15 protein-coding genes are annotated in these 16,232 nt (G+C 60.5%); 7 read left to right on the top strand and 8 right to left on the bottom strand.

What is annotated here, in order from left to right; translation table 11 throughout:
* Window positions 1-97: 97 nt before the first annotated feature.
* The 5 genes from H8B15_RS14750 to H8B15_RS14770 all read right to left on the bottom strand — a co-directional run bounded on the left by H8B15_RS14750 (window position 98) and on the right by H8B15_RS14770 (window position 4,612).
* Window positions 98-967, bottom strand: coding sequence for an AraC family transcriptional regulator (locus H8B15_RS14750; protein WP_187320440.1), 870 nt, complete (start codon window positions 965-967; stop codon window positions 98-100).
* 48 nt (window positions 968-1,015) lie between these two features.
* Window positions 1,016-1,720 carry a DUF421 domain-containing protein gene (locus tag H8B15_RS14755; RefSeq protein WP_187320441.1) on the bottom strand — a complete coding sequence of 235 codons (705 nt, stop codon included), beginning with the start codon at window positions 1,718-1,720 and terminating at the stop codon, window positions 1,016-1,018.
* A gap of 90 nt (window positions 1,721-1,810) precedes the next feature.
* Complete coding sequence (locus H8B15_RS14760; RefSeq protein ID WP_187320442.1) at window positions 1,811-2,764, bottom strand: aldo/keto reductase; 954 nt, start codon at window positions 2,762-2,764, stop codon at window positions 1,811-1,813.
* Window positions 2,765-2,840: 76 nt separating this feature from the next.
* On the bottom strand, window positions 2,841-3,128 hold the full coding sequence (locus tag H8B15_RS14765) for a barstar family protein (protein ID WP_187320443.1): 288 nt from the start codon (window positions 3,126-3,128) through the stop codon (window positions 2,841-2,843).
* Window positions 3,129-3,262: 134 nt separating this feature from the next.
* The gene (locus tag H8B15_RS14770; RefSeq protein WP_216859160.1) at window positions 3,263-4,612 is read right to left on the bottom strand and encodes an alpha-amylase family glycosyl hydrolase; all 1,350 of its coding nucleotides are present in this window, start codon (window positions 4,610-4,612) and stop codon (window positions 3,263-3,265) included.
* 518 nt (window positions 4,613-5,130) lie between these two features.
* Here H8B15_RS14770 and H8B15_RS14775 point away from each other — a divergent pair.
* From H8B15_RS14775 to H8B15_RS14795, 5 genes are all read left to right on the top strand, one after another.
* Window positions 5,131-5,865 (top strand): dioxygenase family protein, encoded by a 735-nt coding sequence (locus H8B15_RS14775; RefSeq protein ID WP_187320445.1) that lies wholly within the window; start codon window positions 5,131-5,133, stop codon window positions 5,863-5,865.
* A gap of 44 nt (window positions 5,866-5,909) precedes the next feature.
* Window positions 5,910-6,425, top strand: coding sequence for a hypothetical protein (locus H8B15_RS14780; protein ID WP_187320446.1), 516 nt, complete (start codon window positions 5,910-5,912; stop codon window positions 6,423-6,425).
* A 10-nt stretch (window positions 6,426-6,435) separates the two neighbouring features.
* The gene (locus H8B15_RS14785; RefSeq protein ID WP_187320447.1) at window positions 6,436-7,140 is read left to right on the top strand and encodes a pirin family protein; all 705 of its coding nucleotides are present in this window, start codon (window positions 6,436-6,438) and stop codon (window positions 7,138-7,140) included.
* Between the two features lie 70 nt (window positions 7,141-7,210).
* Entirely contained in the window at window positions 7,211-8,332 is a 1,122-nt protein-coding gene (locus H8B15_RS14790) for a sensor histidine kinase (protein WP_187320448.1), read from the top strand.
* Window positions 8,329-9,075 carry a LytR/AlgR family response regulator transcription factor gene (locus tag H8B15_RS14795; RefSeq protein WP_187320449.1) on the top strand — a complete coding sequence of 249 codons (747 nt, stop codon included), beginning with the start codon at window positions 8,329-8,331 and terminating at the stop codon, window positions 9,073-9,075. Before H8B15_RS14790 ends, H8B15_RS14795 begins: the two co-directional genes overlap by 4 nt.
* 172 nt (window positions 9,076-9,247) lie before the next feature.
* Here H8B15_RS14795 and H8B15_RS14800 read toward each other — a convergent pair whose 3' ends face one another.
* Entirely contained in the window at window positions 9,248-10,732 is a 1,485-nt protein-coding gene (locus H8B15_RS14800; protein WP_187320450.1) for an alpha-amylase family glycosyl hydrolase, read from the bottom strand.
* Window positions 10,733-10,923: 191 nt separating this feature from the next.
* Between H8B15_RS14800 and H8B15_RS14805 the strand changes: the two genes are divergently transcribed.
* Window positions 10,924-12,930 (top strand): M1 family metallopeptidase, encoded by a 2,007-nt coding sequence (locus H8B15_RS14805; RefSeq protein WP_187320451.1) that lies wholly within the window; start codon window positions 10,924-10,926, stop codon window positions 12,928-12,930.
* 109 nt (window positions 12,931-13,039) lie between these two features.
* Here the strand turns inward: H8B15_RS14805 and H8B15_RS14810 are convergent, their stop codons facing one another.
* Window positions 13,040-13,498, bottom strand: coding sequence for a hypothetical protein (locus H8B15_RS14810; RefSeq protein ID WP_187320452.1), 459 nt, complete (start codon window positions 13,496-13,498; stop codon window positions 13,040-13,042).
* A gap of 158 nt (window positions 13,499-13,656) precedes the next feature.
* Here H8B15_RS14810 and H8B15_RS14815 point away from each other — a divergent pair, with 158 nt between their 5' ends.
* Window positions 13,657-13,992: a hypothetical protein gene (locus H8B15_RS14815; RefSeq protein ID WP_187320453.1), complete on the top strand. Its 336-nt coding sequence runs from the start codon at window positions 13,657-13,659 to the stop codon at window positions 13,990-13,992.
* 89 nt (window positions 13,993-14,081) lie between these two features.
* Here the strand turns inward: H8B15_RS14815 and H8B15_RS14820 are convergent, their stop codons facing one another.
* Window positions 14,082-16,031 (bottom strand): sialate O-acetylesterase, encoded by a 1,950-nt coding sequence (locus H8B15_RS14820; RefSeq protein WP_187320454.1) that lies wholly within the window; start codon window positions 16,029-16,031, stop codon window positions 14,082-14,084.
* Window positions 16,032-16,232 lie beyond the last annotated feature (201 nt).

The following is a 16,232-nucleotide window of genomic DNA, read 5'->3' on the forward strand; positions in this document are numbered from 1 at the left end:
GGCTGGCACTAGAGAAGAAAGCGCCGCACGGCAGGCACAAAGGTACCATCGCATCCCTACCCGCGCACGGACCACTTGCGGGCAAATACAGGACAAATCAACGGCCCCGCCGAAATACCTCGGGCGTTTGGCCGCTGTATTTGCGAAAATACCGGCTGAAGTACGAAGCATCCTCAAAGCCTAGCGCCGTTGCTACCTGCGCCACCGACTGCGCCGAGTGCGTGAGTAGGCGTTGGGCCTCCATCACCACACGCTCGTGAATCAGGGAGCTGGCTGTTTTATTGAGCCGTTGCCGACAGATGGCATTCAGGTGGTTGGCCGTGAGGTGCAGCAGCTGGGCATAGGCGTGCACCGTGCGATGCGTGCGAAAATGCTGATTTAGCAGGCGGCCAAATTTCCGAATCTGTGCCTCGCTGTGGGTGAGGGCAGGGGGCGCGGCACTGGGGCGGGCGTAGTGGCGGGTAGCCAGCTCCAGCAACAGGTGTAGGTAGGAACGTACCACGTCGGCCTGGTTGGGGTAGGGACCGGTGTTTTCAGTCAGCAAACGCGCAAACAGTGGGTACAGCTCGGCTTCGCCAAATGGTAGATACAGAACCGGGACCTGTGCCGGCGTGAAAAAAGGATAGTCAAACAGCTGCTTCTCTGGATAGCGAAACGAGTAGAAATCGGCGTCGAAGAAGACAACAATACCCTGCGCCTCGGGCGATAAGTGCCAGCGGTGCACTTGGCCGGGTGCCATAAAGAACAGACTGCCCGGCCGCAATTCATACGTTACCAGATCGATGGTGTGCGTGCCGTAGCCGTCTGTTACGTAGAGCAGTAGATAGAAATCGTGCGCATGTGCCGTGGCGATATGGGGAAAGTTGGCGACGTGTGTCTGGAGGCGCTCCACATAATAGGGCCGCTGCAAAGGGATTCCTGGAAAAGAAGCCAGCCCCAGCACAGGAAGCGTCGTCGACAATTTCATGAGCGCAAGGTAGAGCGGCAGCGCCATAGTGGCGCTGTGTCTTGGTGCCTACGCTTCTCGCTTGCGGTTGCAGGCCGGTACCCAGCAGTGCTCGTGGCAGCCCTCACAAACGGGCGTGTCAGCTGGTAACTCCACTACGCGGCCACATTCGGTGCAGGCGTAGGTACCGGGCTCGGTTACGTGGGTTTGGGCGGTTTTCAGTACGTCGGGCCAAATGGGTAGGCCGGGGCGTACGGGTTCGTCGGCGGGGTAGAAGAAGACGCTGATTTCGCCGGTGGCTTCCATGTATAGTTTGCGTACCTGCCCCAGGTGCTCTACCTGCCGCTGGCGCAGCTCGCCAAACAGCTCCTTGTAGGTGAGGTTGTGTTTGCGAAACTCGTCTATGTCAATCACGCCCTCTTCTATCAGGCAAATGGTAGCGCCTTCCAGCCAGTTGCTGAACTTAACCGACTTTTCGGTTAGCCGGTTGAATAGCAAATACAACACCGGCACCACCACAAACACCACCGCCACGTGCAGCAGCGGTACGTCTGAGTAAAACATGGCGTCGCCGCCGGCTGAGCCCAGGGCCAGGATGATACTCAGCTCAAAGATGGATAACTGCCGCACACCACGCCTGCCCGTCACCCGCAGAGCACCCAGCACCAACAAGTACGTGACGACGCAGCGCAACGCTATTTCCAACAGAAAAACTGGTGGGGCGTCGTCAGATAGCAAGATGCGGTGCCAGTCGAAAGGTGTTACCTTCTCCATAGATTTCTACCAAGTTGCCACAAGCCACAACGGCCCGAACCACGCACGGGGCGGATTCGGGCCGTTGGGTAGGGCTACTACGTAAACTCCTCAATAAGCGCTGGCGTCAGTCAGGGTTTTTACGTCGTCGGGGCTGAGCGTGAGGATGGTAGCTTTCATAATGTCGCGCACCTGATCCATATTGGTAGCGCTGGCGATGGGGGCCGTAAGGCCGGGCTGGGCCATAATCCAGGCCAGGGCCACCTGGGCCTGGGTGGCGTGGTGGCGGTCGGCTACCTCATCTAAAGCGGCCAAAACCTTGAAGCCCCGGTCGTTGAGGTATTTCTTGCCGATGCCGCCGCCGCGCTGGCTTTTCTGCAAGTCCTCCTCGGAGCGGTACTTGCCCGTGAGGAAACCCGAAGCCAGGCCGTAGTACGGAATCACGCCGATACCGAACTCCTGCACCACCGGCAGCAGTTGCTTCTCGAAGTCGTCCCGGTCGTAGAGGTTATATTCGGGTTGCAACGACTCGTAGCGGGGTAGGTCCTGGTCGGCGCTGGCTTGCAGGGCGGCGCGCAGGCGCTCGGCCGAGAAGTTGCTGGCCCCAATGGCCCTGATTTTCCCTTCCTGAATCAGCTCAGCATACGCCTGCAACGGCTCCTCTACGGGCAGCGTCTCGTCGTCTTTGTGCGACTGGTACAGGTCGATGTAATCGGTTTGCAGGCGGCGCAACGAATCCTCTACCGAGCGTTTGATGTAGTCTTTGCTGAGGCCTTTGGAGCCGTCGCCCATTTGCATCCCTACCTTGGTGGCAATGATGATGTCGTCGCGGCGGTGGCGCTGCTGCAACCACTTGCCAATGATGGTTTCCGACTCGCCGCCCTGGTGGCCGGGCACCCACGCCGAGTACACGTTGGCCGTGTCGATGGCGTTGCCGCCCTCGCCCACAAACGTATCGAGTACGCGGAAGGAAGTCTGTTCGTCGGCCGTCCAGCCAAATACGTTGCTGCCCAGCACCAGCGGAGCGATATAGAGGCCGGAGCGGCCCAGTTCACGTTTTTCCATGAGAAATGTTGAAAGAGTAGTTCAGATGGCGCCAGTAAGGCACCGGGTAGTAGTACCAGGTAGGCAGGCAATAGGTTTAGGTTGGCGGGCTTAGCTCGATGCGCTTGGTAGGCACGTAGTCGTTGTAATCGGCTATTACCTGCCGCAGAATTTCCATGTCCCGCGGGCAGGCCGCGGCAAAGTCCTGCCAGTGCTCCAAGGTGAGCACGATAGGCATATCGGCAATGGCCACGATGCTGTCCCAAAAGGCATCCCAACTGACGCCATACCAGTCCTCAAATGCCAGTTTCCGCTTGAAGAACAGGTGCAAATCGGCCTTGGTCGTAAGGCCGCTGAGGTCGAGGGTGAGATGGGGAACAGACATGGATAGGGTGGGTAGCTTTGGGGTGTAGAGACACATACTTGCGTCTCGTCGTTGAACAAGTCGCGTCAGTATTGTTCTGGCAAACAACATCAGCAACGACGAGACGCAAGTATTAGGTCTCTACGGCTTTGCTGCTAGGCTACGTACTCCAGCACCCGCCAGCCGTGAGCTTCCACCGTCAGCGCCTCACCCGGCAGCAGCTCCTCCGTAAGGCCGCTGAATACATCGTACCAGGCATCAGCAATAGTATCGGGTAGTGAGTATTCCAGCGGGGTAGGGGCGCTGTTGACGACCACCAACACAGCCGCATTGCCGTGGCGGCGCACAAAAGCATACGCCGTGTCCGGCGCCGGCAGCCGCTCGAAGCGACTTTCGCGCACGCCGTTGTGCAGGGCCGGGTGGCGCTTTTTGAGTTGGAGCAGCGAGGTGTAAAAAGCCTGCAACGGGTAGTCGTTCCAGTCAATGGTATCCTTGTCGAAGAAGGCGAGGCGCTTGTTCAGGGCGGCTTCCTGGCCGGTGTAAACCAGCGGCATACCTGGCAGCAGGGCGCAAAGCACGGCGAAGGGTAGGGCATTTTCACCCAGGCGCTCGTACTCGGTGCCATCCCAGCTGTTCACGTCGTGGTTGCTGGTGAAGTGCATCAGGTACACGCTGCGCGGGTACTTGGCCCGCTCGGCGGCCAGGTAGTCGTCTACCTCACAGAGCGGGTGCTTGCCCTCGGCCACGTGGTCGAGAAAGTAGTGCAGGCGCAGGCCAAACGTCATGTCGAAAGCGCGCTCTAGCAGGCGGGTGTTGCCATTGAAGTTTTCCCAGGTCTGCCCGCCCGAGGGGTAGAGCTCATCCCACTCGGCCAGCATAAACACGGGCTTCACCTGGTCCAGCTCCGTACGGGCATCATCCCAGAAGTCGGTGGGCACCAGGCCGGCTACGTCGCAGCGGTAGCCGTCGATGTCGGCCTCGCGCACCCAGTAGAGCAGGGCGTCGGTCATGTAGCGACGCAGTTCCTGGCTGTTGTAGTCCAGGTCTACTACGTCTTCCCAATCGGGAATGGGCGGCACCATCTGGCCGTTTTCGTCTTTGGTAAACCACGCGGGGTGTTCGGTCACCAGCGGGTTGTCCCAGCTGGTGTGGTTGGCTACCCAGTCCAGAATCACGTGCATATCCAGGCGGTGCGCTTCCTCCACCACGTGGCGCAAATCGTCCAGCGTGCCGAACTCCGGGTTCACCCCGAAATAGTCGCGCACGGCGTACTGGCTGCCCAGCGTGCCCTTGCGGTGCAGCTCCCCGATGGGGTGAATAGGCATCAGCCACACAATACCAATGCCCATGGCGGCCAAACGCGGCAGGTGCTCGGCAAACGCCCGGAACGTGCCCTCGGGCGTGTATTGGCGCACGTTTACTTCGTAAATGCTGGCGTGGGCGGCCCACTCGGGGTGCTGAACCTGGAACAGATGGTCGTCGGGGTGCGGAGGGAAATCGGACACGGCAGTGGTTGGAAGTGAACAAGAACAACTGCCCATGCATACGCAGAAGCCGCCCCCGAAGTCGAAGGGCGCTGAGTATTCGGGAGGCTTTTTTACGCCTCAAACAAGTGGTTTACGCGACTAAGTAGGTTCCTGCCTAGCGGGTGGCACGCGCCGGCTAGTGTGGGTGTACATGATAGGTAAAGCTCTGTTTAGTACTATGTTAGTAGAGAGTGTGAGGTGGAAAGTAGAGACACAACATTTCGTGCCTCTTCGTTGCTGAGGGTGTTGTATAGGCGTGGCTCTGGTCGTTCAACGGAGAGACGCAAAATGCTGCGCCTCTACCTCGTCATGCACACCGAATTTGCATGTGCTTTGGCAAGCGGAAAGGAAGGAAATCGGCCTGTTCCTTTTTCGACCCGAAGCTCGGATTCGTCGTCGTGATGACGGCTTACGTCGACTATACTACGGGGAGTAGGGGGGTGGGGTGCACTTTTGAAGCATCACTTCGACACACTACCTACTAACCTGCTACCGTCATGGAAAGAAAGAATTTTTTGAAAAGCTTACTCGTCGGTGCCATCTCGACGCCCGCTGTATTGGCGGCGTGCAGCAAGGAGTCGGATAGCGTCACCCCGTCCGGCACCACTACCACGGGCACGACAGGCGGCACCAGCACCGGCTCAAATAGCTGCACGGTGGCACCCACCGAAACCGAGGGGCCTTTTCCTACCAAAGCGCCCGCCTCCTACGTGCGCAGCGACATCACCGACGGCCGCACGGGCTACAAGCTGACGGTCAACATCACCGTTACCAACAGTAGCAGCAGCTGCGCCGCCCTGGCCGGGGCACTGGTAGATATCTGGCACTGCGACGCCGAGGGCAACTACTCGGAGTACGGTGGCTCGGGCATGCAGTCCGTCAACTACGCGAGCGTGCACTTTTTGCGCGGCCGGCAAACTACCAATGCCAACGGCCTAGTCAGCTTTACCAGCATCTTCCCCGGCTGGTATTCGGGGCGGGCTACCCACATCCACGTGCACGTGTACAGCGCCAGCGGCACCTCGCTGAAAGTAACGCAAATTGCCTTCCCCGAGGGCTCGGGCACTGCGTTGGCGGCCGTTGGTGGCTACGCCAAGGGCATGACGGGCTACACCTACAACAAGTCGGACAACGTGTTCAGCGACGACACGGCCGGGGTGGAAATAGCCACCGTAACCGGCAACACCACCGACGGGTTTACCTTGGCCATTTCGTTGGGCGTACCTGCCTAGACGCGCGGCTTACCCCACGCTACCCTTTTTCCGCCTTCTGCCGCATGCTCGCCCGCACCATCACCCTGCACTACCGGAAGATCATCGATGCCAGCGCCGCCCGCCCCTGGGATAAGCTGGTATTCGACGACACCTACACTGAGTTCCGGATGCAGGCGCAGTACTTCAACCAGCAAAACCAGTTTCGCACGTTTGGGGAGCTGCGCCAGCACGTGCCGGGTACCGAGCAACTGCATTTTCTGGTAAGTGCGGCCGTGCGCGGCTACTTGCAGCAACTCAACGGCTGGATACCGGATATTCTTGACAATCTGGGGCGGCTTTTTCTGAAGTTTAATACGTTTCAGTTCGAAATCATCAACTCCGACCTGCTGGACAAGTCCCGGCATCAGGTCGCCATCAACTTTTACTCCGACCCGCTGCTGTGGCACGATACGTTGGGCTCCTACCTGCTCGTATCGGCCAAGCCGGCGGAAGCGCCCACCGCGGGCGCCGAGGTGCTAACCAACTTGTTTCAACTGCAACCCTACCTGAGCATCCACGCTCTGCACACCGAAGGCTAAGCCGATGACGATGACGCAAGCTTCTGGCAAAATCTTTCTGGCCGATCAGCGCGGCGTGGAAGAAACAGCGCAGTTTCGGCGCTACAGCACGTTGCAGTTTGGGGCCTACTGCCACGAGCACAAACAGGCGCTGGGCCGGTTGCTGGCCGTGAATGAAGAGTTAGTGGTGGGCGGGGCCCGCGTGACGGTGGCCGCCGCGCAGGCCGTGCATGTGCTGATAATACCCATCACTGGCGCCGTGCAAATTGGCGTGGAGGCGGAAGGCCCCGTGCAAATCGATGTGGAGGAAATGTACGCGCTGACCGTACCCGCAGGCAGCACCCTACACTTCACCAACCCCTATGACAACGCGCTGATTGATTTTCTGCACCTGTGGATAGCCGCCGACCCTGCCCAGTCGGCCGCGGCCGGCTACGTCAGCCAGTTCAGCTTCGCCGCTATTGCTGGCCGGCTGTTGCCCCTACTGCCGCCCATTGGAGCGCCTAATGCCCTACCCTGCACGGTTAGTCTGGGCCGATTTGACGGGCGGCAGGAAGTGGTGTACCCGTTAGCCGGCAAAGCGCAGTTCTTCGCCTTTGTGCTGGCCGGTGCCTTCGAGGCAGAGGGTAGGCTGCTCCACGAAAAGGATGGCTTGGCCTTGTGGGACACCAAAGAGGTGGAGCTGGAAGCGCTCAGCAACGGCGCCCTACTTGTGGTGGTGGAATTACCGGCGTAGCAACGGCCACAAAAACCGCTGTCGGACGTGCCTAGTGAAAGATTGTTTAAGTTTAGCAAACGTCGACTGGATGGCCTTTTTTACGCTAGAGCAGCTACAGCCCCGCCTATTTCACGTGGTCATCAGTGTGTTTCTGGGGGTGCTGGTATTCACCCAGCCCGACCAGCACCTGACGGCCTCGCGGTTTTACCTGCTACAAACGACGCTCTTTGTGGTGTCGTTGGGGGTGTTTTACCTGAACATGTACTGGGCCGTACCCAAGTTCCTGGACCGCCGCCGCCTGCTGCCCTACCTGGGGTTTCTGGTGGCGGTGGTGGTCGGCATTAGCGCGTCGCACTACGTGGCGCAGGGGGCGCTGGCCTCGCCGCCCGGGGCAACCGGCCTGCGCGCACCGGGCCGGACCCCGCCGCCAGACCCGCAGGAAATGCCGCCGCCACCCAACGGTGGCACCCGGCCGGGCCCCGGCCCCAGAAGCCACAACTGGCTCAATCCGGCTGTGCTCCTGTCCACGCTGCTCATGTTGGGATTGGGCACTAGTATTGCGGCCGTGCAGCGCGGGCAGCAGGACGCCCAAATTCGGCAGGCGCTGGAGAAGGAAAAACTCTCGACGGAGCTGTCGTGGCTGAAGGCGCAGATCAATCCGCACTTCTTCTTTAATACGCTCAACAACATCTACGTCCTCACGCTGATGGACGGCGACCAGGCGCGCGGGGCCATCCACCAGCTCTCGCGCATGATGCGCTACGTGCTTTATGATACCCAAACGGGCCTGGCGCCCTTGCAGCAGGAGGTGCAGTTCATTCGCGACTACATCGACCTGATGCAGCTGCGCCTGACCGACAACGTGACGGTGGACTTTGAGTCGCCGCAGCCGCTGCACGATGCGCCCATTGCACCCATGTTGCTGCTCACGTTCGTGGAAAACGCCTTCAAGCACGGCGTCAGCACCGACGAGCCGAGCCATATCAGCGTGGTGCTGCGCCAGCCCGCGCCGCACGTGCTGGATTTGTTTGTCCGCAACTCCGTATTTGCAGATCGGCCGGCGGCGCTGGATGAAAACAGCGGCATCGGCCTCGTCAACACCCGCCGCCGCCTGGAACTGCTCTACCCCGACCGCCACCTGCTGGTGGTGAAAGAACGCACCGAGGCGCGCGAATACCTGGTGCACCTCACCCTGAACCTGCTGCCATGACGCTGAATTGCATTGCCGTCGACGACGAGCCACTCGCCCTGAAACTGCTCGGTAATTTCACCGCGCAAACGCCCTTCCTGAACCTGGTGGGCAGTTACAGCAGTGCCACGGCCGCGCTACGGGGCTTGCAGCAGCAAACCGTACCCATCGATTTGCTTTTTCTGGACATCCAGATGCCCGACCTCAACGGCTTGGAGCTGGCCCGCGCCCTCGACCGAGGACCCGGCGGTGGCGGGCCGCGGGTGGTGTTCACCACGGCTTTCAACCAGTACGCTCTGGATGGCTACAAAGTGGATGCGCTGGATTACCTGCTGAAGCCCTTTACCTACGACGAGTTTTTGCGCGTGGCCGAGAAGGCCAAAGCCTACGCCGAATTGAACCAAGGAGCAACCGCGGCCCCTACCGCCCCGGCACCCCCGCCCGAAGATTACCTCTACCTGAAAGTGGAGTACCAGCTGGTGCGGGTTCCGTTCAACGATATTCTGTACGTGGAAGGGCTCAAGGACTACGTGAAAGTGTACCGCCGGAGCCAGCCCAAACCCCTGCTGTCGCTGACCAGCATGAAGACGATGGAGGAGCGCCTACCGTCGCACCTGTTCATGCGCATTCACCGCTCCTACATTGTGGGGCTGGAGCACATCACCTCCATCGGCCGGGGCACCGTGCAAATCAGCAACGAAACCCTCCCCGTCAGCGACAGCTACCGCGACGTATTCGAGCAATTCATCAGCCGGTGGAAGTAAAAGAAGAGTCGGTAGCTGCTTTTGTTGTCGCTGCAAGGTAGGGCGCTAGTAGGCCCCCGCGCGTGCATGGGCAGGAGGGGCGTTCCTAAAGTAAAATCCGCGTAAAACAGAACGCCATGCTGAGCTTGTCGGAGCATCTCGCGTGCTGCTGTGACAATCTTCCATCACCCCTCTACTGCGCCTCCTCCACCAGCTCATACACCTGGTACCCGTGCGGCGTGAGCGAAACGCGGCTACGGGCGCCCAGGCGCAGCGTCTGCTCGCTGAAGATTTCGCGGTAGGTGCCCGTCGGCACGTTGGGTAGGGCAAAGGATTTTTCCTGCCCCGAGGTATTCACGCACACCACTACCGTAGCAGTGCTTGGTGCCCGGCCACCAGAGCGGTGCGCCGCGGCAGGCGTATCTGGCGCAGTAGCGGCCGAGTCGGTGGGCGAAGCGGTACCCTGGCGGTAGAAGGCGTACACGCCGGCTGGCGCGGGTAGGCGTGCAAAAGTGGCGCAGGCGTCGCCGTTGGCGAGGGCGGGGCTGCGCTTTTTGAGCTGTAGCAGCTTGGTGTAGAAGTCGCCCAGGGGGTAGGCGTTCCAGTCGATCTGGTCTTTGTCGAAGAACTTCAGGCGTCGCTCAAAAGCCGCCTCCTGGCCACTATACACCATCGGGATGCCGGGGAGGGTGGCAATGAGTACGGCCATAGCCAGCGCGTTTTCGCCCAGGCGTTCGTACTCGGTGCCGTCCCAGCTATTCACGTCGTGGCTGCTGGTGAAATTCATCAGGTAGATGCCGGCCGGGTACTTGGCGCGCTCTGCCTTCAGGTAGGCGTCGATGGCTGCCACGGGCTGCTTGCCCTGGGCCACGCTATCGAGGAGGTAGTGCAGGCGCAGGGCGTAGGCGGCGTCGAAGGCTTGTTCAAGCAGGTGCGTGTTGGGTGTAAACTCGTCGGCTTTCAAAAAGGGCGGGTGATGCAGCTCGTCCCATTCGGCCAGCATAAATACGGGCTTCACCTTTTCCAATTCCTGGCGCGTATCGTTCCAGAACTCGGTGGGCACCAGCCCGGCCACGTCGCACCGGAAGCCGTCGAAGCCAGCGGTTTTCACCCAGTAAGCCATGGTGGCGGTCATGTACTGGCGCAGCGCGGGCTTACTATAATCCAGGTCGATGACGTCCTGCCAGTCGGCTACGGGCGCCACAAACTGGCCTTGCGCATTTTTCGTGAACCACTCGGGGTGCTGCCGGGCCAGCTCACTATCCCAGCTGGTGTGGTTGGCCACCCAGTCTAGGATTACGTGCATGCCCAGTCGGTGCGCTTCGGCTATCAGGTGCTGCAAATCGGCCATGGTACCCAGGTCGGGGTTCACGGCGCGGTAGTCCCGGATGGAGTAGGGGCTGCCCAGCGTACCCTTGCGCTTTTCCTGGCCGATGGGCTGTACCGGCATCAGCCACAAAATTCCTACCCCCATCTGCTGCAAGCGTGGCAAGTGCGCCTCGAACGCCCGAAAGGTACCCGCGGGCGTGTACTGCCGCACGTTCACCTGATAAATGCTAGCGTGGGCCGCCCAGGCGGGATGCTGCACGCTATAGGGCGCCGGCAGCGGCGGGCAGGTGGGGTTGGACTGACAAGCCGCGAGAAACAGGCTTACAAACAGCAGAAGGCGGAAACGCATGCCGAAAAATAGTGCTTTTCGGATGTTATATGGTAATGGCAGGAAGCACAGATAAAACTTTTATGTTTCCCGTGCAATCTGCGGGCTAGATGTGAGTCGTTCACACAAAAGACAGGATACCGATGCATCTTCGCCGGTGCCTTTCAACAGCACGACTCTTTCACCACCCTATATCTACATCCTTTAACTGAATGCGTAAACTTCGTTTTCTAGTGGCTGCTGCCGTTGGCCTCACCGCTGCCACTGCCCAGGCCCAGGTTCAAAATCCCAACCCCAACGCCGGCACCTACGACGCCCACACGCTGTTTTCGCCGCTGTTTCAGAACGACCCCGGCACGGCCTACCGCACCGGTGGCGGACAGCCCGGCGCTTCTTACTGGCAAAACGCGGCCAGCTACCAGATCAGCGCCACGCTGGACGAAAAGCAGGAGCGAGTAAATGGCTCAGTCACCATCACCTACACCAACAACAGCCCCAGCGCCCTCCCCTTCGTGTGGGTGCAGCTCGATCAGAACCTGTTCAAGCGCACCTCTCGCGGCGCCCTGACTACCCCCGTGAGTGGGGCTCGCAACGGGGCGCGCTTCGGTAATGCGGCCAACGAGCCCGCCGGTGGCGACAGCCTGCAAACGGTGCGCATTGAGCTGCACGGCAAGAAGAGCACCGCTAAGTATGTGGTGACCGATACGCGCATGCAGATCCAGCTGCCCGAGGCCCTCAAGCCCAACGGTGACAAGCTGCGCATTAGCATCGACTACTCGTTCTACATTCCCGAGTACGGCTCCGACCGCCTGGGCCGCAAGCAGACGCCCAACGGCCAGATCTACGAAATAGCCCAGTGGTACCCGCGCATGGCTGTGTATGACGATGTGGAGGGCTGGAACACGCTGCCCTACCTCGGCGCCGGCGAGTTCTACCTTGAATACGGCGACTTCGACTACACCATCAACGTGCCCGCCAATTACATCGTGGGCGGTTCGGGCGAGCTGGTGAACCCCAAGGAAGTGCTAACCTCAGCCCAGCAGCAGCGCCTGCAACAAGCGGCCTCGTCCGACAAAACCGTGATGGTGCGCACGCCCGCTGAGGTGACGCAGCCCAGCTCGCGTCCGGCTGGCAAAAACGGCCGCCTCACCTGGCACTTCCGCTGCCAGCAAGCCCGCGATGTGGCCTGGGCTGCCTCGCCGGCCTTCGTGTGGGACGCAGCCCGCATGAACCTGCCCAGCGGCAAAAAGTCGCTGGCCATGTCGCTCTACCCGCCCGAGGTGGCCGCCGATTCGGCCTGGGGGCGCTCCACGGAGTACGTGAAGCACAGCATTGAGTACAACTCCAAGCAGTGGTTTGAGTACACTTACCCCGTGGCCACCAACGTGGCCGGCATTGTGGGCGGCATGGAGTATCCGGGCATCGTGTTTTGCAGCGCCAACTCGAAGGGCGGACGCCTGTGGAGCGTGACTGACCACGAGTTTGGCCACAACTGGTTTCCGATGATTGTGGGCTCCAACGAGCGCAAGTACCCGTGGATGGACGAGGGCTTCAACACCTTCATCAACATCTATAGCACTCGCAACTTCAACAACGGCGAGTACAAGCCCAACAGCGACAGCGCCAAGTACATCTTGCCCTACCTGCTGCGCGTGCCCGATGCCGATGTGCCCTACACGGCACCCGACGTGACGCAGTCTCGCTACTTGGGCTTTGCGGCCTACTCTAAGCCGGGCTTTGGGCTGGTACTGCTGCGCGAAGCCATTCTGGGTCCCGAGCGGTTTGATTATGCGTTCCGCACGTACATCAAGCGCTGGGCCTTCAAGCACCCTACCCCCAAAGATTTCTTCCGAACGATGGAGGACGTGGGCGGCGAGGATCTGGGCTGGTTTTGGAAGGAGTGGTTCCTGGAAAACTGGCTGCTCGATCAGGCCGTTACCACCGTCAGCTACGTGAACCAGGACCCCGCCCAGGGCGCCCTCATCACCATCGAAAACAAGGACCGCGCCGCCATGCCGGTGTTTGTGGCCGTGCGCGAAAGCAACGGCAAGGTAGGCCGCCTGAAGCTGCCCGTGGAAGTGTGGCAGCGCGGCGGCACCTGGACGTTCCGCTACCCTTCTACCTCGCCCTTGGCCCTGGTGCTGCTCAACCCCGACAATCTGCTACCCGACGTGAACCCCAATAACAACTATTGGCTCCCAATGGAGCTGGGTAAATAATATTTCTCGCAGTGTTTCGCAGAGGTAGAGGCAGAGGTTCGCAATGCTGAATAGCTATTTGCGCTACAACACTTCGAATCTTTGCATCTGCGAAACACTGCGAGAAATATCAGAGGTCATCTTTCCGAAACCGCCTTTTACTCAGCTCATAGCCGATAATGGCCGGCACATAAAACGTAACGTCGGCTGCAAGCTTGGCCAGCAGGACGCCTCCGGCGAAGTTGCCAACCCACAGTGGCATATAGTATAGGAGGGTAGGACGAATCAGAAAGCTGTCGAGCACTTCGGCCACGCCAAACTCCACTACCAGTGCCCGTAGGTTGTGCAGCAAATCGGGTATAGCGTAGGAGCGGCCAGCGGCGTGGCAGCGGCGTTGGGCGATGCGGATGTCGCGCACCAATATCAGGCCGAAGTAGGCCACGTTGCCGGCCCAGGTGGCCGCCAGCGCCGCCGTGATGCGCTGCTGGGTAAGCGCGTAGGCCAGGGCGGCGCCCACCAGCGTGGCCACCACCGATGCCAGCTCGGCCGGCAGGTAGCGCCGCAGCCACTCGCGTACTTTTTGCCGCATAGGGTAGGGGTAGGCCGGGGCCGGGAAAGGCCATTCGGTGGGTCAGAATTGGTGGTCGAAGATAATGCCGCTATCTTGCCGGCTTAATGGGCGGCCTGCAACAGCCGCCGGAAACTGCCCGTAGAAAAACCGTTTTTCCTTCTTCAATTTCCCTGATCATGTCTGTTACCTCCGATATCGAAAACACCATTGCCGCCATGGACAACGACCTGCACCGCGTGGATGCCACCGGTCTGCTCGACCAGTGGATCAACCGTCTGCAAGGCTTCGATGGCAAAATTAGCGCTTCCCTCGTGGACGAAATGCGCCACCTGCGCGGCATGATTAGCGGCTCTACCAGCAGCGACATCACCAAAATTGCCGATTCCCTGCAAAACCTTTCCAACCTCACGGCCCAGGCTGCCTACGACGGCCACAGCTTCGCCTACGATGCCCTGCGTCACCTCAACCAGAAGCTCGCCTCCGCCGCCGGCCAAATCCGCACGGGGCTGTAAGGAGATAGTGAGTTGTAAGGGTTGAGTTAAGCAAAGAAAACCCGTCTGTCCTCCTGAGCTTGCTCAGGAGGACAGACGGGTTTTCTTGTTCAATTTTTGCCTGCTTGAAAAGGCGAGGCGGGCAGGCCGGCTTTGTTGTAGAGGTTGGGGTAAGGGCTGTTGCTCCAGTCGTAGCGCACGGCCTGGGGTTGCGGCACTTCTTTGCTTGTGAGCACCAGCGTGTTGCCTTCCAAGCGGCCCTGCGCCCAGTGGAATTTGTGGTCGGTGCCAGCCAGGGCAAAACCTTTGAGGTAGGGCCCGTTGGTATCTTTCAGCACCAGACCACCGCCGAGGTTGGCAAATGTGAGACGGACGGTGTTGCCCTTGGTTTCCATCTTCTCCAGGGTAGGGCCGCTGTACACCACGTTCTTGTCGCCATAGGCCACGTGGCGGGCGGCCAGGGCCAGCCGGCGCCCCACTTCCTGCTTGTTGCGGGGGTGAATGTTGTTGGGGTCGCCAATGTCGATGGCCACGGCCATGCCGGTGCTCGGTAGGTCCAGGGTCTGGCGCTGAGCCTCACGCAGCTCCGCCCACTCGTAGTCGGCGGGCTGGTCCTGGTCGGGCTGAAAATTGGCTAGCTGCACGAATAGGAACGGAAAGTCGCCCTCATTCCAGCGCGTGCGCCAGTCCCGAATCATGGTTGGGAACAGGGTCTGGTACTGCGCGGCGCGGCTCGTGTTGCTCTCGCCCTGGTACCAGATAACGCCTTTGATAGTGTACGGAATCAGTGGAGCAATCATACCGTTGTATAGCGCCGTGGGCTCGTTTTGCGCACCGCCAGGGAAGGGGTTGGGCGGCGCCAACCGATTGTCTACCCCCACGTGGTAGCGCCAGTCGCCGGCGAGGGGTAGGGTGCGGGTGGCGGTGGTGAGGTGCAGGTCTTCGGGCTTGCCCCAGATGCCGCCGCCCTGCCCAAAATCGAGCACGCGCACGGCAATGGTGTTGCGGCCTGCTTTCACCAGCGCGGCGGGCACGGCATACGCACGGGGCGTGGCATAGCCATTAGTAGTGCCTACCAGCGCGCCGTTGAACCAGGTAGAATCGGCGTCGTCCACCATGCTTAGGTGCAGCGTCAGCGGCTTGCCGGCCTCGGCGGCCGTCAGGTCCACCTCTTTGCGAAACCACACCGCGCCATCGAGCCCGGCCATGTCGGCATGTTGCTCCCACGCGCCGGGTAGGGGCATGGTAGGCCAATCAGTGGTTGCTACATCGGTCGCCGACCACGGCGCGTGCCCGGCGGCGCGGCCCTGGTCGTGGGCGGCGGGGGTGCGCTGCCACTGTGCCAGCTGCGCCGCATACGCCTGCTGCCGCTGCTCAAGGTCGCCGTTCGAGGCGGCAGCTACTTTGCTTTTGAAGTCGGGTAGGGTGCCCAGGGCCTCGACGCTGGTCCAGGCCTCGGCCGGCGTACCGCCCCATTCCGACGAAATCAGCCCGATGGGCACGTGGTACTGCTGCTGCAAATCGCGCCCGAAGAAGTAGGCCACGGCCGAGAAATCCGCCGCCGTTTTGGGGGTGCACGGGCGCCAGCCATTGCCACCGAAATCGGTTTTCGGGGCGCTGGCTACCACGTTGGGCACATCCAGCAGCCGGATGGTAGGGAAGTTAGCCGCCGCAATTTCCTGAGCGCTGTTGTTGGCATCGCGCAGCGGCCACTCCATGTTCGACTGCCCCGAGGCCAGCCACACGTCGCCTACCAGCACGTCGTGCACCGTGATGGTGTTTTGGCCTTTCACTACCAGCTCGTAGGGCCCGCCGGCCGGCGTGGCGGGCAGCTGCACCGTCCATTTGCCCTCGGCGCCGGTGGGGGTAGCCTTGTATGTTTTGCCTTTGAACGTGACTGTCACGGTTTCCCCGGCATCGGCCCAGCCCCAAAGGGGTAGGGGCTTATCGCGCTGCAACACCATGTGGTCGCCTACCAGCTTGGGCAGGCGCACGGCGGCTTGGGTAGCGGTAGCGGCCAGGGTGGCGGCTGTCAGAATTGGTAGGAGAAACAGGCGCATAGGTGGCTGAAAGTGGCAGGACGTGTGGGGAGGTAGGGTATTGGAGTCGTCTAAAATGTCATAAGGTCATCCTGCTAAGCTTGTCGAAGCATCTCGCGTGCTGATGTTGGAGTTACTATCTGCCATCAGCACGCGAGATGCTTCGACAAGCTCAGCATGACGGTCATTGTACTCACATGTCACATCATCTATTTCAAACTA

This window comes from Hymenobacter citatus (genome assembly GCF_014333615.1).
Lineage (GTDB): Bacteria > Bacteroidota > Bacteroidia > Cytophagales > Hymenobacteraceae > Hymenobacter > Hymenobacter citatus.

Coding starts and splice junctions, on each gene's coding strand:
- H8B15_RS14765 (WP_187320443.1), bottom strand. CDS start 3,128: ATGTCTGTTCCCCATCTCACCCTCGACCTCAGCGGCCTTACGACCAAG.
- H8B15_RS14750 (WP_187320440.1), bottom strand. CDS start 967: ATGAAATTGTCGACGACGCTTCCTGTGCTGGGGCTGGCTTCTTTTCCA.
- H8B15_RS14775 (WP_187320445.1), top strand. CDS start 5,131: ATGGAAAGAAAGAATTTTTTGAAAAGCTTACTCGTCGGTGCCATCTCG.
- H8B15_RS14760 (WP_187320442.1), bottom strand. CDS start 2,764: ATGGAAAAACGTGAACTGGGCCGCTCCGGCCTCTATATCGCTCCGCTG.
- H8B15_RS14820 (WP_187320454.1), bottom strand. CDS start 16,031: ATGCGCCTGTTTCTCCTACCAATTCTGACAGCCGCCACCCTGGCCGCT.
- H8B15_RS14755 (WP_187320441.1), bottom strand. CDS start 1,720: ATGGAGAAGGTAACACCTTTCGACTGGCACCGCATCTTGCTATCTGAC.
- H8B15_RS14805 (WP_187320451.1), top strand. CDS start 10,924: ATGCGTAAACTTCGTTTTCTAGTGGCTGCTGCCGTTGGCCTCACCGCT.
- H8B15_RS14800 (WP_187320450.1), bottom strand. CDS start 10,732: ATGCGTTTCCGCCTTCTGCTGTTTGTAAGCCTGTTTCTCGCGGCTTGT.
- H8B15_RS14785 (WP_187320447.1), top strand. CDS start 6,436: ATGACGCAAGCTTCTGGCAAAATCTTTCTGGCCGATCAGCGCGGCGTG.
- H8B15_RS14795 (WP_187320449.1), top strand. CDS start 8,329: ATGACGCTGAATTGCATTGCCGTCGACGACGAGCCACTCGCCCTGAAA.
- H8B15_RS14815 (WP_187320453.1), top strand. CDS start 13,657: ATGTCTGTTACCTCCGATATCGAAAACACCATTGCCGCCATGGACAAC.
- H8B15_RS14780 (WP_187320446.1), top strand. CDS start 5,910: ATGCTCGCCCGCACCATCACCCTGCACTACCGGAAGATCATCGATGCC.
- H8B15_RS14790 (WP_187320448.1), top strand. CDS start 7,211: ATGGCCTTTTTTACGCTAGAGCAGCTACAGCCCCGCCTATTTCACGTG.
- H8B15_RS14810 (WP_187320452.1), bottom strand. CDS start 13,498: ATGCGGCAAAAAGTACGCGAGTGGCTGCGGCGCTACCTGCCGGCCGAG.